The sequence below is a fragment of the Streptomyces capparidis genome, assembly GCF_054782095.1.
In genome coordinates this window covers 270,303-295,733 of record NZ_BAAGTD010000002.1, presented here as the reverse complement: position 1 = coordinate 295,733, position 25,431 = coordinate 270,303, and the positions used below count along the sequence as shown (strand labels likewise).

Here is a 25,431-nt window from a genome sequence, read left to right as displayed (position 1 = left end):
AGGCCAAGCGGTCTTAGGAAGACAATCGGAAGGCACACCTCCTTGGCTCACAGAACGACATGGCTACGATCCGACTTCGGCCCGGGCGTCCGCGGGCGCGCCGCTGCCGGACGGGGAGCGGGGGGACGTGGCCCGGGTGGCGGCGGCGGCGCGGTGGGCGCTGGGCGAGGCGGGGTACGCGGCGGCGTACGCGCGCGGCGGGGGGCTGACCACGGAGCTGGCGGCGGCGCTGGCCGCCGGGGCGGGCGGGGCGGGGCCGTGCGCGGACGACGGGCCGGGCGGCGGCGCCGTCACGCGCAGCCCATCCCCCTCCTGACCTGCGGCCACTTCTCCACGCCCGCGGGGGTGCGCACATACACCGCGGAGCGGTCGGGGACCGTCCACAGTTGCCAGTCCCGCAGCCGGTAACCGGTGTCCTCCGCGTCGCGGGGCAGGGCCGCCGTGGCGTCGAAGGGGGCGGTGAGCATCTCCCGCGGCAGCACGCCCTCGGGGTCGCGGGCGTACAGGCGCGCGTCGGGGCCGCGGCCGGTGCCGAGGAAGTGCGCCGTCTGCCATTCGCAGTGCTCGGGCCCGGTGTTGCTGCTCACCGCGGTGGTGGGTACCCGGCGGCCGTCGCGGTCCGTCCAGATCTCGTACGCGTCGGGCCTGGCATCGGTGAAGCTCTCCGGCAGCTCGGCCGGGTCGCAGGAGGCGGTGCTGTCCGGGCCCCAGCCGGGGCGGTGCGGCTGGTCCTTGGCGACGACGACGGCGACCTTCGTCTCGCCGGCCACGTCCAGCGAGAACAGCACCCGGTCCGGCTCCCGGCGCTCCACGCGGTAGCCGGACTCGGGCAGGCCGGGCTGCTCGATGTCGAACCAGGCGAGCAGGCCCTCCTCGGGGGTGTCGCCGCCGTCGCCCTCGCTCCACCGGTCGCCGCCTCCGCCGGAGTACACGTCCCCGTCGCACTCCAGGGCCAGCCCGGCGGCGCCCGCCCTGGCCATGATCGCCTCGGGCTCCTCCGAGTCGGCCTCCTCGTCGTCGGCGGGCTCCGCCACCGGCACGTGCAGCGGTCCGCGGTACGGGGTGGGCGGCGGGCTGCCCGACGTCACCAGGTCCGCGGGGACCTGGCCGCCGTCCCCGCCGCACCCCGCCACCGCGGCGGCCACCAGCACCGCCGCCAGGCCGCCCCCTCGCCGCACGCGCATCGCCCGCCCCCTTCTCCCCGGGTCCGCCCCGGGTGCGGCGGTTGGACGGCGCCGGGCGCGGGCCGGTTCCCCGCCCCGGGATACGGTGGCCGCCATGTGCGTCTCCACCGACCGCGCCGAGTTCTCCGGCACCACGGTGTACGCCGGGCGGGTGCGGCGCCCCGGGCACGGGCTGATCCATGTGCTGGGCTACCAGAACACCGCCGTGAACCTGGCCGCGGGCCCCAACGCGATGCTGCTGCACCTGCCCGCGCTGCCCACCGTGGGGCCGGGCAACTTCGTGTCCACGGCGGGCGTGCCCGACCTGCTGACCCGCATGGTGGACGCCGTCCGCCCCCGCTCCGTGGGCCCGGACGACGGCATCGCCTGGATGGGGTGGGACGGCGCGGAGCGGGTGCGGGTCTTCGAGCACGACGTGTACACGGTGCTGCTGGCCGCCGACCCCACCGCGATCCCGGCCGCCCTGGCCCGGGTCCCGGAGCGCCGCCGCCCCCGGCTCGACCCGGCGCTGCTGGAGTTCTACGCCGTCCACTACCCGCTGCACACCGTCGCCGTGTGCTGCTTCGACAACGCCGACGCCAGGCGGGCCAAGCCGCTGCTGCTGTGGTACGAGCCGCTGGAGCCCGACCTGCTGGTGGCGCCCGCCCTGGACTGCCACACCGGCGGGCCGCCGTCGCTGGACGCCCGGGTGCCGGTGGACCACTGGGTGCTGTTCGGCTCGGACGAGGCGCCCGCCGGGTGGGGCTGCCCCGTCGCCTACCCGCCCCGGCTGCGGCACTCCCTGCGCGCCTGTCTGCCCGACGCGGTGATCGGCGCCGCCCACACCGGTGCCCTGCCCAACGGCGACTTCGCCCTCACCCACGCCGACCTGCTCGCCGGGGACCCGGACCGGGTGCGCCGCCTGGCCCCGGGCGAGGGCTGAGCGCCGGTCTCAGCCCTCGCCGAGGAACGCGGCGAGCAGCGCGGCGAGCGCGTCGGGCCGCTCCAGGTGCAGGTCGTGGCCGGTGCCGGGCACGCTCACCGCCGTCACCCCCTCCGGCCGCTCCCGCGGCATCCGCTCCACGTCACCCGGCGGCAGGAACCCGTCGCGGGCCAGCACGACCAGGGTGGGGCAGCGCACGCTCCGCCACTCGTCCCAGAAGTCCCGCCGCGCGTGCTCGGCCAGCGCGGCGACCACCACGTCCCGCTCGAAGCGCGGCCACCACCCGCCGTCCCGCTCCGCCAGGCCGTCGGCCCAGCCCCGGCCGGCCGGGCCGCCGCCGAAGAACTCCGCCGCGGCGTCCCGGGACGGGAACGGCACCGGCCAGGAGTCCAGCCAGCGGGCGATCCGCCGCTGCCCTCCGGTGTCCCTGCCGCCGGGCCCGGCCTCCACCATCACCAGGCCGCGGACCAGCTCCGGGTGCGCGGCGGCGGTCTGCATGGCGGTGAGCCCGCCGAGGGACTGGCCGACCAGGAACACCGGTCCCAGGCCGAGGCGCTCGACGACGGCGGCCGTGTCGGCGACGTGCGCGGCGCGCGACATGTCGCCGGGGCGGCGCTCGCTGCCGCCGTGGCCGCGCTGGTCCACCGCCACCAGCCGGTACCGGCCGGCCAGGTCCGCGGTGGCCGCCGCCCACTCCCCGGCGTGCCCGGCGAGCCCGTGCAGCAGCACCACGGCCGGCCCCGGGCCGTCCCGCTCCACGCAGCGCAGCCGCACCCCGTCGCGGGTGACGGTGCGTTCGGTCCAGGTCATGGGGCCTCCCCGGGTGGTGCGGCGCTCATCCCTCCGGGTTCGGCCACGCGTTCGGGCGGCAGGTGACGCCGCCGATCGTGAGGAACTTGGTCTGCTGCATCATCACCGGGGCGAGCGCGCCCTGGCGCGGGCAGACCACGTGGCCGAACCCGAGGCGGTGGCCGGTCTCGTGGTTGATCAGCATCTGACGGTACTCGTGCATCCGGTCCGGGCCGAAGGTCTGCGCGCCCTGGGCCCACCGCCAGGCGTTGATCATGGTGCGCTCGGTGGAGGCGGAGTCGCAGGAGACGTTGAGCCGGGTGACGTCCAGGCCGGACCGGGCGCACCACTCCGCGGTGGTGCCGGGGCTGGCCAGGGTCAGCACCACGTCGGCCGGGCCGGAGCCGACCCGCCGGAACGCGCGGACGCCGCCGTGGGTCCAGCCGCGCGGGTCGGCCAGGGTGCGGTCCACGGCCTCGCGGAACAGCTCGCCGTCCAGCGGCAGGCCCTCCTCCACGTCCACGCGGTAGCGCACCACGGGGCCGGGCCCGGTGGGCTCGCCGTCGCCGCCGAGGGTGCGGAAGCGGCCGGACAGCTTCAGCGCCGGGTCCAGGGGGTACCGGGCGGCCATCCGCTCCTCGTGGCTGGGCGGGTCGGGCGCGGCCGGCCCGGACACGGCGGCCTGCGGGGTGGCGGGGCCGCCGGCGTCCGCGCTGTCCGCGCCGGCGGTGGCGGACGCCGCGGCCGGGGGCGCCGCGGACCGTCCGGCCGCCGGGGCCGGGCCCGCGCACCCGGCGAGCAGCGCCGCGGCGACCAGGGCGACGGTGGACGGAAGGAGGCGTGCGAGCCGGCTCTTCGTGTCGTTCACACCTGGTCAACCCGGCGGGCGGCGGCGCGGGTTGCCCTCGGGCGCGGCCGCCGGGATCCGGGCGCGGTCGCCGGGGTCCGGGTGCGGCCGGGCCGAGGGGTCAGTGGTCGGTGCCGGGCCCGGTGAACGCGGTGACGGCGGCGTAGCCGCCCGCGGCCAGCAGGCACAGGCCCGCGAGGGAGGCGAGGACGGTCTGGAACACGGTGTAGATCTCCATGGGACGACGATCCCTCCACCGCGGCCCCGCGCGCGTCGGCCTCCCGGGCGGTTCCCGCGGCCCGGCGTCGGCCTCCGGGTGCAGGCGCGGGTCCACCTGCGGAGGGAGCCGAACCCTGAGAACCCCGGTCAGTGGTAATACCCCTCCAGGGGGATCCGGGCCTCGTCGTACAGCGCCGGGCCCTCCAGCACCACCACCGAGGCGGGGCCGACCGGCTTGAGGGCGGTGAGCTGCTCGGTGGACAGCGCGAACACCACCCGGCCCAGGCCGGAGCGGTCGATCGCGCCCGCGCACATCCCGCAGGGCTCGCAACTGGTGTACATGGTGGTCCCGGCGGCCGTCTCCGGGTCCAGCTCGCGCGCCGCCCACCGGGCCAGCTTCTGCTCGGGGTGGGCGCTGATGTCCCGGTCGGTCAGCACGGTGTTCCAGTCCTCGGCCAGCACCTTGCCGTCCGGGCCGACCAGCAGCGAGCCGAACGGCGCGTCGCCGCTCGCGCGGGCCTGGGCGGCGAGTCCGATGGCCCGCCGCAGGAAGTACTCGTCCTCGGGGGTCACCGCTCCACCTCCGGGTCCAGGCCGCCGAGGAGCTGCTCGAACGGGTCGGCGGCGGCGCCCCCGGGGGCCAGCGCCCGGTGCGCGGCCACCGTCGCCAGCGCCTGCCAGGCCGCCTGCGGGTGGCAGGTCTCGGCCGGGTCGCCGTCGAACGGGTCGAGGACCACGGTGTCGGCGCCGAGCAGGCGCAACTGCTCCAGGTCGTCCAGGATCTGCCCGAGGGTGCCCACTCCCGCCGGGCGGTCCTCCCCGGTGACCGGCGTGTCGGTGAGCTTCAGCACGATCCGCGGCGCGAACGCGGGCACCGGGCGGCCCTGCTCGGCGGCGACCGCCTCCAGCCGCCGCTTCGCCTCGCGCAGCCACGGCAGGGTGTTCCGCAGCGGATGCCAGGCGTCGCCGGTGCGCACGGCCCGGCGCATCCCGGCCTCGCTGTTGCCGCCCACCCACACCGGGATCCGGCCGGTGCCGTAGTCCTTCTCGTTCTCCCAGGCGGCGCGGAGCGCGTCCAGGTACTCGTCGGTGAGCGCCCCGCGCCGCTCGAACGGCACCCCGAGCGCCGCGAACTCCTGCTTGGCCCAGCCGACGCCCACCCCGAGGACCAGGCGCCCGCCGCTGAGCCGGTCCAGGTTGGCGGCCATGCGGGCGGTCAGCAGCGGATGCCGGTAGGGCAGGATCAGCACCGTGGTGCCCAGACTGATCCGCTCGGTGACCCCGGCCAGCCACGACAGGGTGGTGAAGGGCTCGTAGAACGGCGCCGGGTACTGCTCGGCGACGTCCGGGGTCACCGCGACGTGGTCGGAGACCATGAGCAGGTCGTAGCCGAGTCCTTCCACCGTCATCGCCCAGCGCCGCAGCCCTTCCGGGTCGGTGCCGGGGCCGAAATTCGGGACGTTCACGCCTATTCGCATCGCCTCAGGCTAGTCAGCGGCCGACGACCGCCGGAAGGGATTCCTGCCTGACCAGCGGGGCGCTCACCGGGGAAGTCCCGGTATTTTTGGCCAATGACCATGAGTCTTGACGCGACGGACTGGGCCATCCTCGCGGAGCTCCAGCAGGACGGCCGCCTACCGCTCACCGAGCTGGGACGGCGGGTGAACCTCAGCGCCTCCGCCACCACCGAACGGGTCAAGCGCCTGGAGGCATCCGGTGTCATCACCGGCTACCGGGCCGACGTCGACCTGGAGAAACTGGGCTACCCGCTGCTCGCCCTGGTGCGCCTGAAGTACCCCGGCAGCAGACACCAGCCGCTGCACCGGCTGCTGGAGCGGCGCCCCGAGATCCTGGAGTGCCTGCGCACCACCGGGGAGGACTGCTACACGCTGAAGGTGACCGCGACCAGCATGACCCACCTGGAGCGGGTGGTGGACGAGCTGTCCGAGTTCGGCAACGCCACGACCAGCGTCGTCTACCGCCGCACGCTGCCGTTCCGCGGGATGCCCCGGGGCGAGCAGTAGCGCGCCGGATCAGCCGCCCGCCGGGGTCAGCACCACGAAGTCCGCGCCCGCCGGGTCCACGCACACCGCGAGGCGCCCCACGCCCTCCGCGTCCTCCGGGCCCATCTCGACCGTGCCGCCGTGCTCGGTGAGCCTGCCCACCACGGCGTCGCAGTCGTCCACCGCGAACACCGGGTGCCAGTAGGGGCGGCCGCCGGTCAGGCGCAGGTCCTCCGGGCGCAACTGCATGATGCCGCCCTGCATCCGCTCCTCGCCCAGCCCCGCCGGGAGGACCAGCTCGTACGCCCCGCCGTCGTCCGGCAGCGGCATCGCCTGGGTGGTCCAGCCGAACAGCGAACCGTAGAACCGCTTCGCGGCCTCCGCGTCCGTGGTGTACAGCTCCGTCCAGCACAGGCTGCCCGGCTGGTCCACCACCTCGAGACCCGGGTCCGTGCCCGGCTGCCACACGGCGAACTGCCCGCCCTGCGGGTCGGTGAACTGCGCCATCCGCCCCTCGTCCCCCATGCCCATCGGCGCCACCCGCACCCGGCCCCCCGCCTCCTCGACGGCGCGGGCCGCGGCTTCCGCGTCCGGGTGCCGGAAGTACAGCATCCACGCCGACCTGGCCCCCTCCTCCGACAGCGGCCCGAGCCCCGCGGCGGTCTTCCCGCCCACCCGGAAGAGGCCGTACCCGCCCGCGTCGGGCCCCATGGACTGGTACTCCCAGCCGAGCACCGCGCTGTAGAACCGCGCCGCGGCGTCCACGTCCGGGGCGCCGAGGTCCACCCAGCACGGGGAGCCGGTGACGAATTCGGTGGTGATCATGGTCCGTGTCCTTCCCGGTGTCCGTGACGCCAGCGTGACACCCACCCCCGCCCTTCGCCCCCCGACCGCTTCCGTCAGAGGGACGGCGCCCCCACCGCCCTACTCCGCCCCGCCCTCGAAGTCCTCCACGAAGTAGCTGTCGTGCCGGACGCGGAACTGCTTGAGCTCCTCCCCACCGCGCCGCGTCATCTCCGCCACCCGCTCGAAGTACTCCTCGCGCGGCGCGCCCGGGGTGAAGAGCATGAGCATGGACATGGGCTCGTCGGTCGCGTTCCGGAACGCGTGCAGGCCACCGACCGGCACGTACAGGAAATCCCCCTCGCGCCCCGTCACCCACCTTTCGCCGTCGAAGAGCTCCAGCTCCCCCGACAGGATGTAGAACGACTCCGAGATCGCCCGGTGGAAGTGGGCCTTCGCTCCCGGGGACCGCGGCCCCAGCACCGCCTTGTACAGCCCGAACTCCCCGCCGGTCGACTCCCCGGTGGCCAGGTAGTGGGTCGAGCCACCGGGCGAGGAGATGTCCGGCGGCGTATCCGCAGGACGGAAGACCGCGTTCACCTCACCCTTGTCACCGTGGTAGCGGGGCTCCGGGTACTGGAAGTGCTCCGGGTACGACATGACGCGCTCCTTCGTGCAGGTCTCCACCGGCATGGTGACCCGCGTCCCCGGGAGTCGGCATCCGGCCTCCGGATGATCTCGGTGGGTCCTGGGGCACCTTCCGACGACCGGCCCAGCGGCGGGGGCTCGCCCCGGGCTGCGGGCCGCCCGACTCCGTTGGCACCAACGCGTGCACAGCCAGATGCCGATCGCCCGGTCGATGAGGACGTGTGCCGCCCGCCCGTCCCGTTCCAGCGCGAGCCGCCGCCCGTGCGACGGGCAGGTGCGATCAGCCGTAGGAGGCCGACCATCCGCCGCGTGTGAAGTGGCAGACGCCGTCGGGTGAGATGTGCACGCGGCTGCCGTGGATGGGCAGGCCGCCCTCGGCGTTCAGCCGGTGCCGGATGCGTTCCCGGCACCCACCGCGGACGGGTCTGCGAGCAGTGGCAGATCGAAGTGACCGGCGGCGGACGCGTCTGGTATCTGCTGGACGCCGCCCACGACACCTGCTGGATCACCTTCGCGGGAACAGGGCATCCTCGCGCCACCGACCGCCGCTGAACCGCGGCGGAAGGCCCACCGCGCCCCGCCCCGGTTCTCAGCGCACCCCGAACGCGTCCAGCAGCGCGCGCGCCGCCTCGCGGGCGGTGGTGGCGGGGGTGGGGGTGCCGGTGAGGGCGGCGGTGGTGATGGCGCCTTCCATGAGGAGGGCGAGCTGGTCGGCCAGGGGGGCGGGGGCCAGGGTGGTCAGGTGGGCGTGGACGGCCTCCTTGTGGTCGCGGGCGGCGCGGGCGACGGCGGGGGAGGTGGCGCCGAGTTCGCCGAAGGAGTTGACGAAGGCGCAGCCGCGGAAGCCGGGTTCGGTGAACCACAGGTGCAGCCAGTCGAAGACGGCGAGGACGCGCTCGCGGGGGTCGTCCACGGCGGCCACGTGCGCGGCGAGCCGTTCCCGCCAGCGGGTGTCGCGGCGTCTGAGGTACGCCTCGACCAGGTCGGCCTTGGCGGGGAAGAGCCGGTAGAGGCGTTTGAGGGAGACGCCGGAGGCGGCGCGGACGGCGTCCATGCCGACGGCCTGCACGCCGCGGGCGTAGAAGAGCTCCTCCGCGGCGTCGAGCACCCGTGTCCTGGCGGTTTCGTCATCCATGTGCCGCCGCCCCTTCCTTGTGCGAGAACGGTCGTTCTCCTACGGTAGCGGGGAGAGCGGGAGAACGATCGTTCTCCCACCGGTCGGAGGAGAGGAAGACCATGTCGGAGTCCAGGCCGCCCCTGCCCCCGTTCACCGAGGAGACCGCCCGGCGGAAGGTGCAGCTCGCCGAGGACGCGTGGAACACCCGTGATCCGCGCCGGGTCGCGCTCGCGTACACCGAGGACTCGCGGTGGCGGAACCGGGACGAGTTCCTCAGCGGGCGGGAGGAGATCGTCGCGTTCCTCACCCGCAAGTGGCAGCGGGAGCTGGGCTACCGGCTGCGCAAGGAGCTGTGGGCGTACACCGGGAACCGGATCGCGGTGCGGTTCGAGTACGAGTACCACGACGCGGACGGGCAGTGGTTCCGCGCGTACGGGAACGAGAACTGGGAGTTCGACGGGCGCGGGCTGATGCGCGCCCGGTACGCCAGCATCAACGACCTGCCGATCACCCCTCAGGAGCGCCGCGTCGCCGTCTGACCCGGCCGCCGTGGTGGGGTTATCCCCCGTACGCACTCGCCTGCCCGCACCCGTGCCCACGACCCTGTGCACAGGCGAGTGTGTACGCATGACGGAACCCACGGAGCGGCCGGACCCCGAGGTCAGGGTGGTGGACGACCTCGCGGCGCTGGCCGTGCTGGCGCACCCCCGCAGGCGGCGGGTGCTGGAGCACCTGCGGGAGCACGGCCCGGCCACCTCCGCGATCCTGGCCCGCGCCCTGCGCCTGAACACCGGCGCCACCAGCTACCACCTGCGGGAGCTGGCCGCCCACGGGTTCGTGGCGCGGGCGCCGGGGCGCGGGCATCCGCGGCAGCGGTGGTGGCGGGCTGTCCCCGCCGACCTGCGGTTCCCGCCGCGCGGCGGGCAGGACGAGGCGACCCGCGCGGTGCTGGACGAGATGAACCGGCTGGCCTTCGCCGCGGACGTGGAGGCGTTCGGGCGGGCGCAGCGCGAGACCCGCGGGGAGTGGGCCGACGGCCTGCCGTACTCGCGCGGCTCCGTCCAGGTCACCCTGCCGGAGCTGCGGGAGTTCTTCGAGGAGTTCATCGCCCTGCTCAACCGGTACAAGCGCGACCCGGCGGAGCTGCCGGAGGGGGCGCGGACGGTGCTGACGCGGCTGTGGGCGTTTCCGGCCCCGGAGCCGGAACCGGGGCCGGATCCGGGACCGGGGGACGGCACCGCGGGCACGGACACCGGCACCACCACGAACACCGGCACCACCACGGACACGACGAGCACGGCGGACACGACGAGCACGGCGGACACGACGAGCACCGCCGACACGACGAGCACCGCCGACACGACGAACGGGGAACGGACATGACAGCGCGGATCGCGCCGAGGGGCGCAGCCACGGGAACGCCGCCGGACGGGGACGGCGCCGCCGTGCGGCTCGTCGGGGTGACCCGCGCCTACGGCCGCGGGCAGCGGGCCGTGCGGGCGTTGGACGGGGTCAGTGTGACGATCCCGCGCGGCACCTTCACCGCCGTGATGGGCCCCTCGGGCTCGGGCAAGTCCACGTTCCTGCACTGCGCCGCGGGCCTGGCCGCGCCGACCTCGGGCGCGGTGTTCCTCGGCGGCACGGAGCTGACCGGGATGAGCGAGACCCGGCTGACCGAGCTGCGGCGCTCCCGGGTCGGGTTCGTCTTCCAGGCGTTCAACCTGGTGCCCGCGCTGACGGTCCGGCAGAACGTGGCGCTGCCGCTGCGCCTGGCCGGGCGCCGCCCGCCGCGGGGCGGGGTGGACGAGGTGCTGCGCCAGGTGGGCCTTCAGGGGCGCGCCGATCGCCGCCCGGCGGAGCTGTCCGGCGGCCAGCAGCAGCGGGTGGCGATCGCCCGCGCCCTGGTCACCGGCCCTGACGTGATCTTCGGGGACGAGCCGACCGGCGCGCTGGACACCGTCACCGCGGGTGAGGTGCTGCGCCTGCTGCGGGAGTGCGTGGACCGGGACGGGCAGACGGTGGTGATGGTCACCCACGACCCGGCCGCCGCCTCCTGGGCGGACACCGTGCTGTACCTCGCCGACGGCAGGATCGCCGGGCGCGACGACGCCCCCACGGCGGACCTGGTGGCCGGTCGGATGCGCGCCCTCGGGGCGTGGTCCCGGTGACGGGGTACGCGCTGGCGACCCTGCGCGCCCGCTGGAGCGGCTTCCTCGGCGCGTTCCTCGCCCTGTGCTGCGCCGCCGCCATGGTGACGGCGTGCGGGGCGCTGCTGGAGACGGGGCTGCGCGGACGGATCGCCACCGAGCGGTACGCCGCCGCGCCGGTGGTGGTCGCCGCCGACCAGAAGGTGCACCGCACCACCGTCAAGGAGAAGAACGGCAAGCGGAAGGTCAAGCACAAGGCGAAGCCGCTGGCCGAGTGGGCGTGGCTGCCGCAGTCCGCGGTGGACGAGGTGCGGCGGGTGCCGGGGGTGCGGGCGGCCGTGCCCGAGCTGACGTTCCCGGCCCGCCCGGTGACTGCCGACGGGCAGGAGCCGCCCGCGCACGGCCACGCCTGGTCGTCGGCGCGCCTCACCCCGTTCGCCCTGACCTCGGGCGCGGCGCCGCGCGGGGCGGGCGAGGTCGTGGTGGACCGGGAGCTGGCGCGGCGGGTGGGGCTGCGGCCGGGGGACGAGCTGGTGGTCAGGTCCACGGGGGCGCCCCGCGCCTACCGGGTCAGCGGGGTCGCCGCCCCGTCCGGCGGGGACCTGGCGCACCAGACGTCGCTGTTCTTCGACGGCGCCGAGGCGCGGCGGCTCGCCGGACGGGCCGGGCAGGTCGCCGCGGTCGGGGTGTTCCCCGAGCCGGGCACGGACACCGGCGTGCTCGCGGAGCGGGTGCGGGCGGCGCTGGACGGCACCGCGGCCCGGGTGCACACCGGGGACGGGCGCGGGGCGGTGGAGTTCCCCGACGCGGCGCACGCCCGGGTGAAGCTGATCAGCATGGGCGGCGCGATCGGCGGGACCGCGCTGCTGGTGGCCGCGCTCGTGGTGGCGGGCACCTACCAGTTGACCGTGCAGCAGCGGCACCGGGAGCTGGCCCTGCTGCGGGCCGTCGCCGCCACGCCGCGGCAGGTGCGGCGGCTGATCGGGCGGGAGGCGCTGCTGGTGGGGCTCGCCGCGGGGCTGGTCGGCGCGGTGGCCGGGCTGCCGCTCGCCGGGTGGCTGCACGGGCGGCTGGTGGACCTCGGCGCGGTGCCCGGCACCCTGGAACTCTCGCTCGGCCTCGCGCCGATGGCGGCGGCGGTGCTGGTGACCGCGTTCGGCGGCTGGGCGTCCGCCCGGGCCTCGGCCCGCCGCGCGGCGCGGACGGCGCCCGCGGAGGCGCTGTCGGAGGCGGCGGGCGCCGGGCGGCGCACCCCGTGGGCCAGGTACGGCGCGGGCCTGGTGCTGCTGGCCGGGGGCGCGGTGCTGCTGGCCGTGCTGTCGGGGCTGAACACCGAGCCCGCGTCCACCCCGGTGACGTTCCTCGCGGTGGTGGTGCTGGGCGGCGCGGTGTCCCTGCTGGGGCCGCTGTTCGCGCGGGCCGCGGGGGCCGTGCTGGGCCCGCTGCTGCGGCTGTCGAGGACCAGCGGGCACTTGGCGGCGGCCAACGCGCGGGCCAACGCCGCCCGGACGGCGTCCGCGATCGCGCCGCTGGCCCTGCTGGTCGGGATGGTGTGCACCGTGCTGTTCACCCAGACCACGCTGGGCGGCGCCGCGCGGGCCGAGGAACGGGCGGGCACCCGCGCCGCCTGGGTGCTGGCCGCCGACGCGCCCGGGGTACCGGGGGCGGCCGCCGACGCGGCGCGGCGCGTGCCCGGGGTGACCGCGGTGACGGAGGTCGTCACCACCGAGGTGCGGGTGGGGCTGGCGAAGTACTCGGCGCGGGGCGTGACCGCCGCGGGCCTGACCCGCACCTGGGACCCCCGGGTCACCGCGGGCACCCTGGAGGGCTTCGGCGGGCGGGACGTCGCGGTGAGCGAGAACGCCGCGGACCGGCTCGGGGTGCGGCCCGGCGACACGCTGCGCCTCACCCTCGGGGACGGCACGCCCGCCGCCCTGACGGTGTCCGCCGTGTACGCCCGGGGCCTCGGGTTCGGCGACCTGGCGATGGACCACGCCCTGGTGGCCGGGCACGTGGACAACCCGCTGGCGGCGACGGTGCTGGTCGCCGCGGAGCCCGCGGTGGCCCGCGCGGCGCTGGACCGGGCCGTGCGGCCCTACCCCGGCGTCGCGGTCCTCAGCCCCGGGCAGGCGCTGGACGCGGGCGACGAGGTGCGGCGCACCAACGCGGAGGTGCAGTTCCTGGCCATGGGCCTGGTGCTGGCGTTCACCGCCATCGCCGTGGTCAACACCCTCGCCACGGCCACCGCCGACCGCGCCCGGGAGCTGGCGCTGCTCCGCCTGGTCGGCACCACCCGGCGCCAGGTGCTGCGGATGCTGCGCCTGGAGGCCCTGGTGGTGGCGCTGACCGGCGCGGTGCTCGGCTCGGCGATCGCGCTGGCGACGCTGGCCGCGTACAGCGCGGGCATGACCGGCACGGCGGTGCCCCGCCCCGACCCGCTCGTCCACGGGCTGGTGGTCGCCCTCGCGGCGGCCCTCGCCCTGGCGGCCACGGCCGTGCCGGGGCGGCTGGCCCTGCGCGGCGGGACCGGCGCCGCGGCGGGCTGAGCCGGACCGGGGCGGTGACGGCCGGGGCGGGCCCGCCCCGGCCGTCACCGCCGTCAGGCCGCCTCGGGCTCGTCCGCCAGGTACGGCGGGGCGGGCTCGTACTGGATGTAGCGGCGCACGTCACGGGCGTGGTGGCGGCCGTGCAGACGGCCCACCAGCCACAGGGCCATGTCGATCCCCGCGGACACGCCCTGGCTGGTGACGACGTTCCCGTCCACCACGTAGCGGGCGTCCCGGACCACGGTGACCTCACCGCGGGCCTGGAGCTCGTCCTCGAAGCTGTAGTGCGTGGCCACGCGGCGGCCACGCGCCGGACCCGCCTCGTGCAGCAGCAGCGCCCCGGTGCACACGCTGGTCGTCCACGCCACCCGGCCGGAGGTGGCGCGGATCCAGTCGATGAGGACGGGATTGCGCACCTCGCGGCGGGTGCCCCGGCCGCCCGGCACCAGCAGCACGTCCAGCGTCGGGTGGTCGTCCAGGGTGTGGTCGGGCAGCACCCGCATGCCCTTGGCGCAGCGCACCGGGTCGGGGCGTTCGGCGATCAGCACGGCGGTGTCGGCGCCCTCGCGCCGCATCGCGGAGGCGGTGAACACCTCCCAGGGCCCGACGAAGTCGAGCTCCTCCGCTCCGTCGAAGACCAGCAGGCCGTAGGTCGTCATGAGTGCTCCTCACTGGGTCGGGGTCGTCAGGGCTGGGCCGGTCGAGCGGAAGCGCTGCCGGTAGTCGGACGGCGGCACGCCGACGTGCCGGTGGAAGGTGCGGCGCAGCGTCTCGGCGGTGCCGAAGCCGTAGCGGCGGGCGATCGCGTCCACCGGGTCGTCGCCCTCGGCGAGCGCGCGCTGCGCCGCCTCCACCCGCACCCGCTCCACATAGGCGGCGGGCGGGGTGCGCAGCTCCGCGGTGAACCGGCGCTGGAGGTGGCGGGGGCTGAGCCCGGCGCGCGCGGCCAGCTCGGTGACGCCGTGCCGGGCGCCGGGGTCGGCGTGCACGGCGGCCACCGCGGCGCGGATCGGGTCGCTGGACGGCTGCGCCGACCACAGGGGCACGCTGAACTGGGACTGGCTGCCCGGCCTGCGCAGGAACAGCACCAGCTCCCGGGCCACCTCGTGCGCCACGTCCCGGCCGAGGTCGTCCTCGACCAGGGCCAGCGCCAGGTCCATCCCCGCGGTGACCCCGGCGGACGTCCACACCCGCCCGTCCCTGATGAAGATCGGGTCGCAGTCGGCGAGCACCTCGGGGTGCTCCCTGGCCAACTGCTCGGCGCGCCGCCAGTGCGTGGTGACCCGCCGCCCGGTGAGCAGCCCCGCGGCGGCCAGCAGGAACACGCCGCTGCACACCGAAGTCACCCGGCGCGCCCCGGCGCCCGCCGCCGCGATCCAGCCGGTCAGCGCCGGGTCGTGGCGGGCCAGGTCCACCCCGCCGCCGCCCGCCACCACCAGCGTGTCCACGCCGTCCGGGTCGAGGTCGGCGACGCCGTACGCGGCGTGCACCGGCAGCCCGCTGCGCGCCGTCACCGGGCCCGGCCGGGCGGCCACGACCTGGCAGGTGTAGTGGCCGCCGGACAGCGTGCCCGCGTAGGAGAACACCTCGTGCGGGCCGACGAGGTCCAGCGGCTGGAACCCGTCGAAGACGACGAAGACGACACGGCGATCGGTCATGTGACCACTCTGCGCGCGGCCACCGCATGGCGTCCACGACACGTGGCCCACGGATCGCGCCATGGGGCGGGGCGGCGGAGAGGGCGGGGTGGCGGGCCCCACGCGCGCAGGCCGCCTCCCGCACCCGCAACCGCACGGCACCCGCACCCGCACCCGCCCGGGCAACCCCCGCCCACCCGGCCGGTTCTCGTCTTTACACTCTCGCCCCTCGCGCCAATTTGACCGATATTCGTCTGATCATCCGACCGCCACCATGCATAGTTTCCTGTCCGGAAACCGGAATCACGAGTTCCCACGACCACGGATTCGGGAGTGAAGCGGCTTGGCCGACTGGTGGCGGAACGCGGTCATCTACCAGATCTACCCCCGGTCGTTCGCCGACTCCAACGGCGACGGCGTCGGCGACATACCCGGCATCATCTCCAGACTCGATCACCTGGCCTGGCTCGGCGTGGACGCCCTGTGGTGCACCCCGCTGACCGTCTCCCCCAACCGCGACTTCGGCTACGACGTGGCCGACTACACCGCGATCGACCCCTCGTTCGGCACCATGGACGACTTCGACCGCCTGGTCGCCGAGGCGGGGCGGCGCGGCATCCGGGTCATGCTCGACCTGGTGCCCAACCACACCAGCCGCGAGCACCCGTGGTTCCGCGACGAGCGCACCAAGTACGCGTACTACGTCTGGGCCGACCGGCCCAACAACTGGATCAGCTCCCTGCACGTGCCCGCCTGGACCCTCGACCCGGAGGCGGGCCGCTACTACCTGCACAACTACCTGCCCGACCAGCCGGACCTGGACTGGTGGAACGAGGACGTCCGCGCCGAGTTCGACCGCATCCTGCGCTTCTGGTACGACCGCGGCGTGGCGGGCTTCCGCATCGACGCCGCCTACGTGATCGTCAAGGACCGCCTGCTGCGCGACAACCCCCCGGCCACGCGCGAGGACCACCTGTGGGACCGCAACCGCGGCCAGCGGCCCGTGCACAGCGCCCACCAGCCCGAGGTGCACGAGGTGCTGCGGCGCTGGCGGGGGATCGGCGACGCCTACGACCCGCCGCGCCTGCTCATGGGCGCCACCTGGGTGCCGGACCCGGCGGAGCTGGCCGCGTACTACGGGGCGGGCGACGAACTGCACCTGCCGCAGTACTACCAACTGCTGTTCTGCGACTTCTCCGCGCAGGAGCTGCGGGCCGCGGTGGAAACCTGGCTCGGCACCCTCAAGCCGGAGAACGACCCGGTGTGGCTGGCCTCCAACCACGACCTGTCCCGCTTCCCGACCCGCTGGTGCGACGGCGACGAGCGCAAGGTGCGCATGGCGCTGACGATGCTGCTCACCCTGCCCGGCGCCTGTGTGCTCTTCCAGGGCGACGAGCTGGGCCTGGAGGACACCGTGGTCCCCCCGGACCGCACCCGGGACACCGCGCCGCTGCCCCGCGACGCCAGCCGCACCCCGCTGCCGTGGACGCCGGAGCCGGGCGGCGGCTTCACCACGGGCGAGCCGTGGCTGCCGCTCGGCGACACCTCCCGCAACGTCGCCGACCAGCTCGCCGACCCCGGCTCCGTGCTGCACCTGACCCGCCGTCTGATCGCCCTGAAGAAGCGGCTGACCGGCCCCTACGAGGCGCTGCCCGCCCCGGAGGGCCACTGGCGCTACCGGCGCGGCGGCGTCACCGTCGATCTGGACTTCCGGCAGTGGGAGGTGACCGTCGATGAGTGAGGTCGCCCTCGTCGACCCGGGTTCGCTCACCGCGCCCGGCGGCCCCGGCACCGGCCGCACACCGGTCGTCAGGCCCGAGCCGGCCCGGGCCGCCGCCGCGCTGGCCGGGCACACCGTCTGGCACGTCAACACCACCGCCGTCGGCGGCGGCGTCGCCGAGCTGCTGCGCACCGCCGTGCCCTGGCACGAGCGGGCGGGGCTGCGCGCCAGGTGGCTGGTGATGACCGGCGACGGCGGCTTCTTCCGGCTCACCAAGCGGCTGCACCACCTGCTGCACGGCAGCCCCGGCGACGGCGAGCCGATGACCGGCGCGGACGGGCGGCGGTACGCGGAGGCCACGGACGAGGCGGCCCGCGCCGCGCTGGCGCACATGGCGCCCGGCGATGTCGTGCTGCTGCACGACCCGCAGGTCCTCGGCATGGCCCCGCGGCTGGCCGAGGCCGGGATGCGGGTGGCCTGGCGCAGCCACATCGGCACCGAGTCGTGGTCGCCGCACGTGGCGCGGGGCTGGGAGTTCCTCGCCCCGTACCTGCCGGTGCCGCGCCTGTGCGCGTTCTCGTCCGCGGACTACGTGCCGCCGTCGCTGCCGCGGGAGCGGGCCGTGGTCGTCGCCCCGTCGATCGACCCGGATTCGGCCAAGTGCCGTCCCATGGCCGAGGAGGAGGCCGCGGCGCTGCTCGCCGCCGCCGGGCTCACCGCGGGGCGCGGCGGCGGCCTGCCGGAGCGGGTCGCCGGGTACGCCGCGTCCCGGGTGCGGGTGCTCCAGGACGAGCCGCTGCCGCCCGGGGCGCCCATGGTGCTCCAGTTGTCCCGCTGGGACCCGCTGAAGGACATGGCGGGGGTGCTCGCGGGCTTCGCCGAGCACGTGGCGCCGCACGGCGACGCCCATCTGGTGCTGGCCGGGCCCGACCCCGACGACATCCCCGACGACCCGGAGAACCGCGCCGTGTTCGACGAGGTGCTCGCCCGCCACCGCGCCCTGCCACCGCTGGTGCGCCGCCGCGTGCACCTGCTGGTGCTCGGCCTCGCCGACGACGAGGCCGAGACGGAGGCCAACGCCCTGGTGGTCAACGCCCTCCAGCGCCGCGCCGCCGTCGTCGTCCAGAAGAGCCTGCGGGAGGGGTTCGGGCTCTCGGTCACCGAGGCGATGTGGAAGCGGCGCCCCGTGGTGGCGGGCGCGGTCGGCGGGATACGCGAGCAGGTCGCCGACGGTGTGCACGCGCTGCTGCTGCGGGACCCGGCGGACCTGGCCGCGTTCGGCGCCGCCACCACGGCGCTGCTGCGCGACCGGCGGTTGCGCGAACGTCTGGTGGACGCGGCCGAGCGCCGCTGCCGGGAGCGGTTCCTGGTGGAGCGGGAGCTCGCCGACTACGCCCGGCTGTACCTGGCCCTCACCGGCGACGGCACCACGTGAACGACCCGGTGCGGTCCGCGGACGCCCCGCGGTCCGGCACGGAGCGGGCCGCGCCGGCGGTGCACCCGGGGGCGCGGCGGGCCCGGTGGGCGGTGTGCGCGGTGTTCTTCACGCACGGCGCGGCCGTGGGCACCTGGGTGTCGGAGATCCCCGCGGTGCAGGCGCGGCTCGGGCTCGGCGAGGGTCAGCTCGGGCTGGCGCTGGCCGGGCCCGGCATCGGGGCGCTGGTGGGCAGCCAGGCGGGCGGGCGGCTGGTGTCCCGGTGGGGCAGCCGCCGGGTGAGCGCCGCCTCGGCGCTGCTGCTGTGCGCCAGCCTGCTCCTGGTGCCGTTCGCGACCGGCGCGGGCACCCTGCTGGCCTGCCTGCTGGTGCTCGGCGCGGCCGACGCGGCCATGGACGTCGGCATGAACTCGCAGACCGTGGAGCTGCAACGGGCCTTCCCCCGGCCGATCCTCAACGGCATGCACGCCACCCGCAGCCTCGGCGCGGTCGCCGGGGCGCTCGGCGGCTCGCTGGCGATCGCGCTGGGCCTGCCGGTGCGCGCCCACCTCGCCCTGGTGGCGGTGGCGCTGGCCGCGCTGGTGTTCGCGGCGGCGCGGTGGCTGCTGTCCTCGGACGGCGCGGCGCGGCGGCCCGGCGCGGCCCGCGCCCCCGGCGGGCTGCGGCAGTGGCGGGCGGTGGGGCCGCTGGCGCTGCTGGCGTTCCTGGCCGCCGTGGTCTCCGACATCCCGGCCTCCTGGGGCGGGGTGTACCTGAAGGACCTCGGCGCCGCGGGCGGGGTGGCCGCGGCGGCCTACGCGGTGTACTCGTGCGGGGAGATCCTGGGGCGGCTCGCCGGGGACCGGGCGGTGGCCAGGTACGGGTGGGCGCGGCTGATCAGGGCCGGGGCGGTCGGCACGGCCGTCGCGGTGGCGCTGGCGCTGCCGACGGGGCACGCCCCGCTGATGCTGGTGGTGCTCGGGCTGACCGGGCTCGGCATCAGCGTCACCTTCCCCGGCGCGTTCGCCGGGGCGGGGTCGCTGCCCGGGGTGGCGCAGGGCGCGGCCATCGGGCAGGTGACGTTCGCCGGGCGGCTGGGCTGGATGGCGGTCTCGCCGCTGGTCGGCGGCCTGGCCACGGTGTTCGGGCTGACGGTGGCGCTGGCGGTGCTGCCGCTCGCGGCGCTGGCGATCGCCTTCCTGGCCCCGGTGACGGAGCCGGGGCGGTAGGGGTGGGTCAGCCGCCGAGGGGGACCCAGCCGCCGGTGCGGGCGGAGGCCGCCATGGCGTCGAGGGCGGCGGCGGCCCGCACCGCGTCGTCGAGGGTGGCGCCGTACGGCCTGCCCTCGGCGACGGAGCGCAGGAACTCGTGGGCCTCGATCACCTTCAGGTCGTCGTAGCCCATGGCGATGCCCGCGCCCGGCTGGAACTCGGCGTACCGGCCGTGCCCGGGGCCGACGTACCGGGTGCTCACCGGCTGGTCCTGGTAGGCGGTGCCGAGGCTCACCCCGAGTTCGCCCATGCGGCGGAAGTCCCAGAACAGCGCGCCCGCGGTGCCGTGGATCTCGAAGCCGTAGGAGTTCTGCTCGCCGACGGAGACCCGGCTGGCCTCCAGCACCCCGCGGGCGCCGGAGGCGAACCGCAGCAGGCAGCAGACGTAGTCCTCGTTCTCCACCGGGCCCATCTCGCCGCCGGCGGCCCTGGCGTGGCCCGCGGTGGCTCCGGCGGGGCGGGCCCGCTCGGGCAGGAACACGGCGGTGTCCGCCACCAGCTCGCCGATGTCGCCGAGCAGGTGGCGGGCCAGGTCCACGCCGTGCGAGGCGAGGTCGCCCAGCACCCCGCTGCCGCCGCGGGCGCGCTGGTACCGCCAGGTCAGGGCGGACTCGGGGTGCGCGGCGTAGTCGCTGAACAGGCGGAAGCGGGCGTGGGTGACCCGGCCGAGCTCGCCCGCGGCGACCATCTCCCGGGCGGCGGCCACCGCGGGCGCGTGGCGGTAGTTGAAGCCGACGGCGCCCCGCACCCCGGCCGCCCGCGCGGCGTCGGCGACCGCCCGCGCGTCGGCGCCGTCCAGGCCGACGGGCTTCTCGATCCACAGGTGGCGGCCCGCGCGGGCCACGGCGGTGCCGATCTCGCGGTGCAGGAAGTTGGGCGCGGTGACGCTGACCACCTCCACCCGCGGGTCGGCGACCGCCTCGCGCCAGTCGCGGGTGGCCGTGGCGAAGCCGTACCGCTCGGCGGCCTCCTCCGCCCGCCCCGGCACCTCGTCGGCGACCGCGACCAGCTCCGGCCGCAGCGGCAGCCCGGGGAAGTGGTGCGGCACCCTGGCGTACGCCTGGGTGTGGACGCGGCCCATCCAGCCGAAGCCGATCACGGCGACCCCGACCGCGCGGCGCTGCCCGTCTGTGCTCATGCCGTCCGCCCGCCTCTCTTTTGGACCGGTCCACACAGCGTTCCGCTGCCACCCTGAAGCCGGCGCACCCGCGCGTCAACCCTTGCCGCGGCGTTTCTCCCGGTCCTGCCCGGGTGGACGCGCGGCCTTTGACAGCGGAGCGGCCGAATGGAAGGGTTCCGGCTGTGTGGATCGGTCCAAACCATGGCTGACCGCCCCAGGCCCCCGACGATCCGCGACGTCGCCGAGCGCGCCGGGGTGTCCAAGTCGCTGGTCTCGCTGGTGCTGCGGGACCCCGAGCGGGTGCGGCCGGAGAAGCGCGGCGCCGTGCTGCGGGCCGTGGAGGAGCTCGGCTACCGGCCCAACGCCGCGGCGCGCAGCCTCAGCGAGCGGCGCACCCGCACCGTCGGCGTGCTCCTCAACGACCTGCGCAACCCCTGGTTCGTGGAGCTCCTCGACGGCCTGAACGCGGTGCTGCACGACGCCGGGCTGCGCATGCTGATGGCGGACGGCCACATGGCCCGCCGCGTCGGCGAGGACCTCACCCGCGCGTTCGTGGACCTGGGGGTGGACGGCATCGTCGCCGTGGGCACCCAGCCCGACCCCGCGGCGCTGCGCGAGGCCGCCCGCGGCGTGCCCACCGTCGTCGCGGGCGCCCGGGACCCGGGGCCGCCGCACGCGGACGTGGTCGCGGGCGACGACGAGCGCGGCGCCCGCCTGGCCACCGAGCACCTCCTCGGGCTCGGCCACCGCCGCGTCGCGCACATCGCGGGCCGCGGCCAGGTCGGCGAGCTGCGCCGCCGCAGCTTCGAGGCGGCCGTGCGCGGGCACGGCCTGGCCGGGCGGGCGGCCGTGGAGACGTGCGACATGACCGAGGAGGGCGGCCACCGGGCCGCCGTGCGGCTGCTGAGCGGGCCCGCCCGGCCCACCGCGGTGTTCGTGTGCAACGACACCGCGTGCGTGGGCGCGCTTTCGGCCGCGGAGCAACTGGGCCTGCGGGTGCCCGAGGACGTCTCGCTCGTCGGCTACGACAACACCTATGTCTCCCAACTGCGGCACCTGTGGCTGACCACGGTGGACAACGCGGGCCACGAGGTCGGCCGCCGCGCCGCCCGCCTCCTGCTGGACCGCATCGCCGACCCGGCCCGCCCGGCCGGACTGCACCTGGCCGCCCCGGCCCTGGAGGTCCGCGGCACCACCGGCCCGCCACGCCTGGGGGAGCCGGGGCGCGCGTAGGGCGGCGCGGAGGCGACCGGAGCGGAGGGGCGCACGCACCGGGGGTGTCCGGGCAGCCGACGACGGAGACACGCACGGGCCGCCGGGAAACGGCACACCCGTCCCCGCCTCCCGCTCCGCCCCCACCCCGCCGCAGCCCCGTCCGCGACCGTCCGCCGCGCACCCCGCCGCGGCCCTTCGCGGCCATTTCCAGCCGTCACCCGCGGTATCCCGCCACCGCCCTTCCCGATGTCCGCCAAGCGCGTTCGACCGGTCGAATGAGCGGAATTGGATTCACGCCGCACGGCCTTCTCCGGAAAACCCCCGGGAAACACCGAAAGGCGGAGCCGGCGAATCCGCGGCCCTCCCACCGGCCCGCCACCGGCCCCCGGGACACGGCCGGTTGGGCCCGGCGGCCACCGCCCCGACGGACACCCCCGAGGCCACCGACAAGGGCGAAAGCCCCCCGCGGAAAGCCCTCCCCGGCACCTGGCCTCCTCGCCTTGTCAGTTGTGTCGCAACCGTGAAAAGCTCGCGCCACGCGCCCCTCACGGCGATCCCCAACGCCCCAGGCATGTCTGCCACTTGGCCCGAAGTGCCCGCGCAATTCCCCGGGGCACCGGCGGGGTCCGACGCTGCCCGATGAGTGAGGAATTGGCTCCATGGCCGACGAGTCGTTTCCCCCCGGCACCTCCTCCGCGCCGACCGGAAGGCGCTCCCCGGCGCCCGCGGGCGCCGGGGCCGCGCCCGGTGCGCCCGCCGGGTACTCCGAGTCCTGGGAGGCCGTCCGCTGGTACGCCGAGCTGTGCACCACCGGCCGCGCCGAGGGCGTGCGCCTGGCCGCCGAGGCGTTCGCGCACGGCCTCCAGGAGGTGCGCGCACCCCGGGGCGGCAGGAGCGGCGGGCCGCGGCTGCCGTGGTTCCCGCTGCTGCTGACCGCGGTGCGGGAGACGGCCGCGTCCTGGGAGGAGCAGGGCCGCGGGGACCGGCTCAACCCGGAGCTGCGGGCCTGGCTGACCGCGGACCGGGCCGCCCGCGGCTCCGGCGCCCGGCGGCGCGAACCCCTGGCGCTGCGCGCGCTGCGCGGCATGCCGGAGGAGGAGGGCGCGCTGCTGTGGGCGGTGGAGGTGGAGGCCCAGCCGATCGAGGTGACGGGCCGGCAGCTCGGGATGGTGAACGCCTCCGCGGCGGCGGAGGTCGCCCGGATCCGCGAGGTGTTCCGGGAGCGCTGCCTGCACGCGCACACCGAGTCGCTCGCCGACGCCGGGTGCCGCGGCTACGTCGGGCTGCTGGACGCGGCCACCCGCTCCCGCCACGCCACCGTCCCCGACGACCTGCGCCGCCACCTCGCCGAGTGCCTGGAGTGCGGGGAGGCCGCCTCCTGCCTGTCCCTGCACGGCGGCGGCCTGGCCGGGGCGCTGGCGGGCGGCGTCATCGGCTGGAGCGGCCTGGTGTACCTGGAGAAGCGCCGCGCGGACGCCGCCGGGCAGGGCGGCGGGAAGCGGCGGGCCAAGGCGGCGGCGCTGTCCGCGTCGGTGCTCGGCGCCGAGGGCGCCCGGGAGCGGGGCACCCGCCACGCGGGCCCCGGCGGGGCGCGGGCCAGGACCGCGGGGGTGCTGCTCGGCTTCGCCGTGGTGTGCGTGGCCGCGCTCGTCGCCCTCGCCGTCACCCCGTCCGACGGCCACGAGGACACCGCCGCCGCCCGGGACCCGGGCAGCCGCACCGCGTCGCCGCCCGCCCCGGGCCCGGCGGTCAGCCCGTCGGCGAGCCCGTCGCGCTCGTCGTCATCGCCCTCCCCGTCGAGGCCGATGGACATGGAGGGCGCCGCCGCCGAGAGCTCCCTCACGCCAGCGCCGCCGCGGCCCACCGCGAGCCGCACCCCGGACCGCTCCGGCTCGGGCGCGGTGAAGCCCAAGCCCCCGGCCGGTTCGCGGCCGCCCGCGCCACGGCCCTACTGCACCGTCCACTTCCGGGTGGTCAACGACTGGGGCGACGGCTTCCAGGGCTCGGTCGAGGTCACCGCCCGCGACCCGCTGCACCAGTGGTGGCTGGGCTGGCGGTTCACCGGGCGGCAGCACGTGGACCAGATGTGGAACGGCACGTACCTCCAGCGGGGCACCACCGTCGCCGTCGGCCCGGAGAGCTACAACTCCCGTGTCCCGGCCGGGCAGCGCATCGACATCGGCTTCCTCGCCTCCGGGCACTCCGGCCGCCCCACCGCCACCGCCTTCACCCTGAACGGGCACCACTGCCGGAGCTGACGGTCCGCCGGGCGGCGGACCCGGCGGGGCCCGGGCGCGGCGAAAGGCCGCCGGACCCGGTGAGCGCGGGTCCGGCGGCCTGATGGAGCCGTGGGACGGCTAGGGGGTGACTCCGGGGACAGCGCCGGTGACGCCGCCGAGCCCGCCACCCCCGCCGGTCAGGCCCCCGAGGAGACCGCCGAGACTGCCGAGACCGCCGCCTCCGCCGCCGCCGAGGAGACTGCCGAGGAGATCCGAGACCGGGTCTCCCGCGGCGGGTGCGGCGGCGAGCGGCGACCGCTCCGGCTGCGCCGGGGACGGTGCGCTCGGCGGGGCGGCCGCGGTGGCCGCGGCGGCGTGGGCGGTACCCGCGGCGGCCAGTCCCACGGTGAGCAGGGCGGCCACGACGGCCATGCGGAGCTGGTTCATACAGCCTCCTTGTCATATCGGCTTTTCACCAGGTCACCCGACCAACGACCCATCGCCCCCGCGGGTACGGCGGGACACCCCTCCCCGGAGGGCGTACGGCGGCGTGAAGGGGGCGCGGCACGGCGGAGAGGGCGTGGGCGGGGCCGGACGCGGGGCGCGGGGGACGGAAGGGACGCGCGCCCACCGAGCCTCGGGCGCGGCCGGTGCCGGAGTTCGCCGGGCGGCTGCTCGCGGCGGCCCCGGGTTCGCTGCCGAGCGCGGTGGTCGTGGACGTCGGCCCGCCGTCCGCCCCGGACACCGGCCGCCGGGACGGCATTTACCTTTGCATCCAAATATGATCTACTCGCAAAGGCACCCACAGGGCAGCCTCCGCCCCCACCCACCCCCCGAACGGAGCCCACCCATGCCCCACCTCACCGTCCACATCAGCGAGGAAGCCCTCGACGGAACCACCGAGCCCAAGCTGATCGGCGCCCTGACCGACGCGGTCGGCGCCGTCTACGGCGAGGGGTTCCGCCGCCTGGTCGGGGTGGACCTGATCGGCGTCCCCCGGCACCGGCGGGGCATCGGCGGCGCCCCGACGGACAAGGTCGCCCCGCTCGTCACGCTCAGCATGCGCGAGGCCGCCTACCACCTGCCGCAGGTTCCGGACGCCCCCGCCCGCCTGGTCGCCGCCGTCACCGACGCGGTGGCGGGCGCGCTCGGCGAGGACGTCCGCGAGCAGGTCATCGTGACGATCGCCGGAGTGCCTGAGGGCCGCACGGGGGTCGCGGGCGCGGTGGCCTGACCCCCCGTCCGCGGCGTGCGCGGGCCGGAGCCGTGCGGCTCCGGCCCGCGCACGCGTTCTCGGTCGCGTCAGGCCCGCCGAGGCCCCGCTCACCAGCTCGACTTGCGCACCCCCGGCAGCATCCCGGCGTGGGCGAGGGTGCGCAGGTTGATGCGGGACAGGCCGAAGGCGCGGAGGTGGCCGCGGGGCCTGCCGTCCACCGCGTCGCGGTTGCGCACCCGGGTGGCGCTCGCGTCGCGGGGCTGGCGGCGCAGTTCCCGCTGCGCGGCGAGCAGCTCCTCGGGGGTGCTGCGGGGGCTGCGGATGATCTCCTTCAGCTCGGCGCGGCGGGCGGCGTGGCGGGCGACGACCTCGCGGCGCCGCTCGTTCTTGGCGATCTTGCTCTTCTTGGCCATC

The 25,431-nt window shown here is 76.4% G+C and carries 26 protein-coding genes; 13 read left to right on the top strand and 13 right to left on the bottom strand.

From position 1 onward, the window contains the following. Positions 1 to 127 precede the first annotated feature (127 nt). Positions 128 to 316: a hypothetical protein gene (locus ACYVO2_RS03385; RefSeq protein ID WP_461006021.1), complete on the top strand. Its 189-nt coding sequence runs from the start codon at positions 128 to 130 to the stop codon at positions 314 to 316. Here ACYVO2_RS03385 and ACYVO2_RS03380 read toward each other — a convergent pair. Then, a complete protein-coding gene (locus ACYVO2_RS03380; RefSeq protein ID WP_461006020.1) occupies positions 291 to 1,184 on the bottom strand; it encodes a hypothetical protein in 894 nt (297 codons plus the stop codon). The genes ACYVO2_RS03385 and ACYVO2_RS03380 overlap by 26 nt on opposite strands. A gap of 94 nt (positions 1,185 to 1,278) precedes the next feature. On the opposite strand from ACYVO2_RS03380, the gene ACYVO2_RS03375 reads away from it, so the two are divergent. Next, positions 1,279 to 2,106 (top strand): hypothetical protein, encoded by an 828-nt coding sequence (locus ACYVO2_RS03375; RefSeq protein WP_461006019.1) that lies wholly within the window; start codon positions 1,279 to 1,281, stop codon positions 2,104 to 2,106. Positions 2,107 to 2,115: 9 nt separating this feature from the next. Here ACYVO2_RS03375 and ACYVO2_RS03370 read toward each other — a convergent pair whose 3' ends face one another. From ACYVO2_RS03370 to ACYVO2_RS03355, 4 genes are all read right to left on the bottom strand, one after another. After that, positions 2,116 to 2,916: an alpha/beta fold hydrolase gene (locus tag ACYVO2_RS03370; protein WP_461006018.1), complete on the bottom strand. Its 801-nt coding sequence runs from the start codon at positions 2,914 to 2,916 to the stop codon at positions 2,116 to 2,118. A gap of 25 nt (positions 2,917 to 2,941) precedes the next feature. Beyond that, positions 2,942 to 3,763, bottom strand: coding sequence for a DUF3152 domain-containing protein (locus ACYVO2_RS03365; protein WP_461006017.1), 822 nt, complete (start codon positions 3,761 to 3,763; stop codon positions 2,942 to 2,944). A gap of 345 nt (positions 3,764 to 4,108) precedes the next feature. Beyond that, complete coding sequence (locus ACYVO2_RS03360) at positions 4,109 to 4,534, bottom strand: nucleoside deaminase (protein WP_461006016.1); 426 nt, start codon at positions 4,532 to 4,534, stop codon at positions 4,109 to 4,111. Further along, the gene (locus ACYVO2_RS03355; protein WP_461006015.1) at positions 4,531 to 5,439 is read right to left on the bottom strand and encodes an LLM class flavin-dependent oxidoreductase; all 909 of its coding nucleotides are present in this window, start codon (positions 5,437 to 5,439) and stop codon (positions 4,531 to 4,533) included. Before ACYVO2_RS03355 ends, ACYVO2_RS03360 begins: the two co-directional genes overlap by 4 nt. 93 nt (positions 5,440 to 5,532) lie before the next feature. On the opposite strand from ACYVO2_RS03355, the gene ACYVO2_RS03350 reads away from it, so the two are divergent. Then, a complete protein-coding gene (locus ACYVO2_RS03350) occupies positions 5,533 to 5,985 on the top strand; it encodes an Lrp/AsnC family transcriptional regulator (protein ID WP_461006014.1) in 453 nt (150 codons plus the stop codon). Between the two features lie 9 nt (positions 5,986 to 5,994). On the opposite strand, the gene ACYVO2_RS03345 is transcribed toward ACYVO2_RS03350, so the two are convergent. From ACYVO2_RS03345 to ACYVO2_RS03335, 3 genes are all read right to left on the bottom strand, one after another. Continuing rightward, positions 5,995 to 6,789, bottom strand: coding sequence for a VOC family protein (locus ACYVO2_RS03345; RefSeq protein ID WP_461006013.1), 795 nt, complete (start codon positions 6,787 to 6,789; stop codon positions 5,995 to 5,997). Between the two features lie 99 nt (positions 6,790 to 6,888). Beyond that, positions 6,889 to 7,407, bottom strand: coding sequence for a cupin domain-containing protein (locus ACYVO2_RS03340; protein WP_461006012.1), 519 nt, complete (start codon positions 7,405 to 7,407; stop codon positions 6,889 to 6,891). A gap of 577 nt (positions 7,408 to 7,984) precedes the next feature. Beyond that, entirely contained in the window at positions 7,985 to 8,530 is a 546-nt protein-coding gene (locus tag ACYVO2_RS03335; RefSeq protein WP_461006011.1) for a TetR/AcrR family transcriptional regulator, read from the bottom strand. Positions 8,531 to 8,631: 101 nt separating this feature from the next. Here ACYVO2_RS03335 and ACYVO2_RS03330 point away from each other — a divergent pair, with 101 nt between their 5' ends. The 4 genes from ACYVO2_RS03330 to ACYVO2_RS03315 all read left to right on the top strand — a co-directional run bounded on the left by ACYVO2_RS03330 (position 8,632) and on the right by ACYVO2_RS03315 (position 13,205). Continuing rightward, positions 8,632 to 9,051 (top strand): nuclear transport factor 2 family protein, encoded by a 420-nt coding sequence (locus ACYVO2_RS03330; RefSeq protein ID WP_461006010.1) that lies wholly within the window; start codon positions 8,632 to 8,634, stop codon positions 9,049 to 9,051. 88 nt (positions 9,052 to 9,139) lie between these two features. Then, positions 9,140 to 9,895: a helix-turn-helix domain-containing protein gene (locus tag ACYVO2_RS03325; protein WP_461006009.1), complete on the top strand. Its 756-nt coding sequence runs from the start codon at positions 9,140 to 9,142 to the stop codon at positions 9,893 to 9,895. Continuing rightward, complete coding sequence (locus tag ACYVO2_RS03320) at positions 9,892 to 10,680, top strand: ABC transporter ATP-binding protein (protein ID WP_461006008.1); 789 nt, start codon at positions 9,892 to 9,894, stop codon at positions 10,678 to 10,680. Before ACYVO2_RS03325 ends, ACYVO2_RS03320 begins: the two co-directional genes overlap by 4 nt. Continuing rightward, on the top strand, positions 10,677 to 13,205 hold the full coding sequence (locus ACYVO2_RS03315; RefSeq protein WP_461006035.1) for an FtsX-like permease family protein: 2,529 nt from the start codon (positions 10,677 to 10,679) through the stop codon (positions 13,203 to 13,205). The genes ACYVO2_RS03320 and ACYVO2_RS03315 overlap by 4 nt, the downstream gene beginning before the upstream one ends. Positions 13,206 to 13,258: 53 nt before the next feature. On the opposite strand, the gene ACYVO2_RS03310 is transcribed toward ACYVO2_RS03315, so the two are convergent. Together ACYVO2_RS03310 and ACYVO2_RS03305 are read right to left on the bottom strand one after the other, a co-directional pair. Continuing rightward, positions 13,259 to 13,864 carry a DJ-1/PfpI family protein gene (locus ACYVO2_RS03310; protein WP_461006007.1) on the bottom strand — a complete coding sequence of 202 codons (606 nt, stop codon included), beginning with the start codon at positions 13,862 to 13,864 and terminating at the stop codon, positions 13,259 to 13,261. A gap of 9 nt (positions 13,865 to 13,873) precedes the next feature. Then, complete coding sequence (locus ACYVO2_RS03305) at positions 13,874 to 14,863, bottom strand: GlxA family transcriptional regulator (protein WP_461006006.1); 990 nt, start codon at positions 14,861 to 14,863, stop codon at positions 13,874 to 13,876. Between the two features lie 322 nt (positions 14,864 to 15,185). Between ACYVO2_RS03305 and ACYVO2_RS03300 the strand changes: the two genes are divergently transcribed. The 3 genes from ACYVO2_RS03300 to ACYVO2_RS03290 are packed head-to-tail and all read left to right on the top strand — an operon-like array spanning position 15,186 to position 19,205. Further along, positions 15,186 to 16,583, top strand: a complete 1,398-nt coding sequence (locus ACYVO2_RS03300; RefSeq protein ID WP_461006005.1) for an alpha-amylase family glycosyl hydrolase — start codon at positions 15,186 to 15,188, stop codon at positions 16,581 to 16,583. Continuing rightward, positions 16,576 to 17,997, top strand: coding sequence for a glycosyltransferase (locus ACYVO2_RS03295; protein ID WP_461006004.1), 1,422 nt, complete (start codon positions 16,576 to 16,578; stop codon positions 17,995 to 17,997). Before ACYVO2_RS03300 ends, ACYVO2_RS03295 begins: the two co-directional genes overlap by 8 nt. After that, positions 17,994 to 19,205: an MFS transporter gene (locus tag ACYVO2_RS03290; protein ID WP_461006003.1), complete on the top strand. Its 1,212-nt coding sequence runs from the start codon at positions 17,994 to 17,996 to the stop codon at positions 19,203 to 19,205. The genes ACYVO2_RS03295 and ACYVO2_RS03290 overlap by 4 nt, the downstream gene beginning before the upstream one ends. Before the next feature lie 7 nt (positions 19,206 to 19,212). Here the strand turns inward: ACYVO2_RS03290 and ACYVO2_RS03285 are convergent, their stop codons facing one another. Beyond that, positions 19,213 to 20,385, bottom strand: coding sequence for a Gfo/Idh/MocA family protein (locus ACYVO2_RS03285; protein ID WP_461006002.1), 1,173 nt, complete (start codon positions 20,383 to 20,385; stop codon positions 19,213 to 19,215). Positions 20,386 to 20,568: 183 nt separating this feature from the next. Between ACYVO2_RS03285 and ACYVO2_RS03280 the strand changes: the two genes are divergently transcribed. Both ACYVO2_RS03280 and ACYVO2_RS03275 read left to right on the top strand, forming a co-directional pair. Next, positions 20,569 to 21,600 (top strand): LacI family DNA-binding transcriptional regulator, encoded by a 1,032-nt coding sequence (locus tag ACYVO2_RS03280; RefSeq protein ID WP_461006001.1) that lies wholly within the window; start codon positions 20,569 to 20,571, stop codon positions 21,598 to 21,600. 641 nt (positions 21,601 to 22,241) lie between these two features. Then, entirely contained in the window at positions 22,242 to 23,840 is a 1,599-nt protein-coding gene (locus ACYVO2_RS03275) for a cellulose binding domain-containing protein (protein WP_461006000.1), read from the top strand. A gap of 99 nt (positions 23,841 to 23,939) precedes the next feature. On the opposite strand, the gene ACYVO2_RS03270 is transcribed toward ACYVO2_RS03275, so the two are convergent. Then, positions 23,940 to 24,248, bottom strand: coding sequence for a hypothetical protein (locus ACYVO2_RS03270; protein WP_461005999.1), 309 nt, complete (start codon positions 24,246 to 24,248; stop codon positions 23,940 to 23,942). A 403-nt stretch (positions 24,249 to 24,651) separates the two neighbouring features. Here ACYVO2_RS03270 and ACYVO2_RS03265 point away from each other — a divergent pair, with 403 nt between their 5' ends. Further along, a complete protein-coding gene (locus ACYVO2_RS03265; RefSeq protein ID WP_461005998.1) occupies positions 24,652 to 25,035 on the top strand; it encodes a hypothetical protein in 384 nt (127 codons plus the stop codon). 89 nt (positions 25,036 to 25,124) lie between these two features. On the opposite strand, the gene rpsN is transcribed toward ACYVO2_RS03265, so the two are convergent. Beyond that, positions 25,125 to 25,430 (bottom strand): 30S ribosomal protein S14, encoded by a 306-nt coding sequence (rpsN, locus tag ACYVO2_RS03260; protein WP_461005997.1) that lies wholly within the window; start codon positions 25,428 to 25,430, stop codon positions 25,125 to 25,127. Position 25,431: the final 1 nt, after the last annotated feature.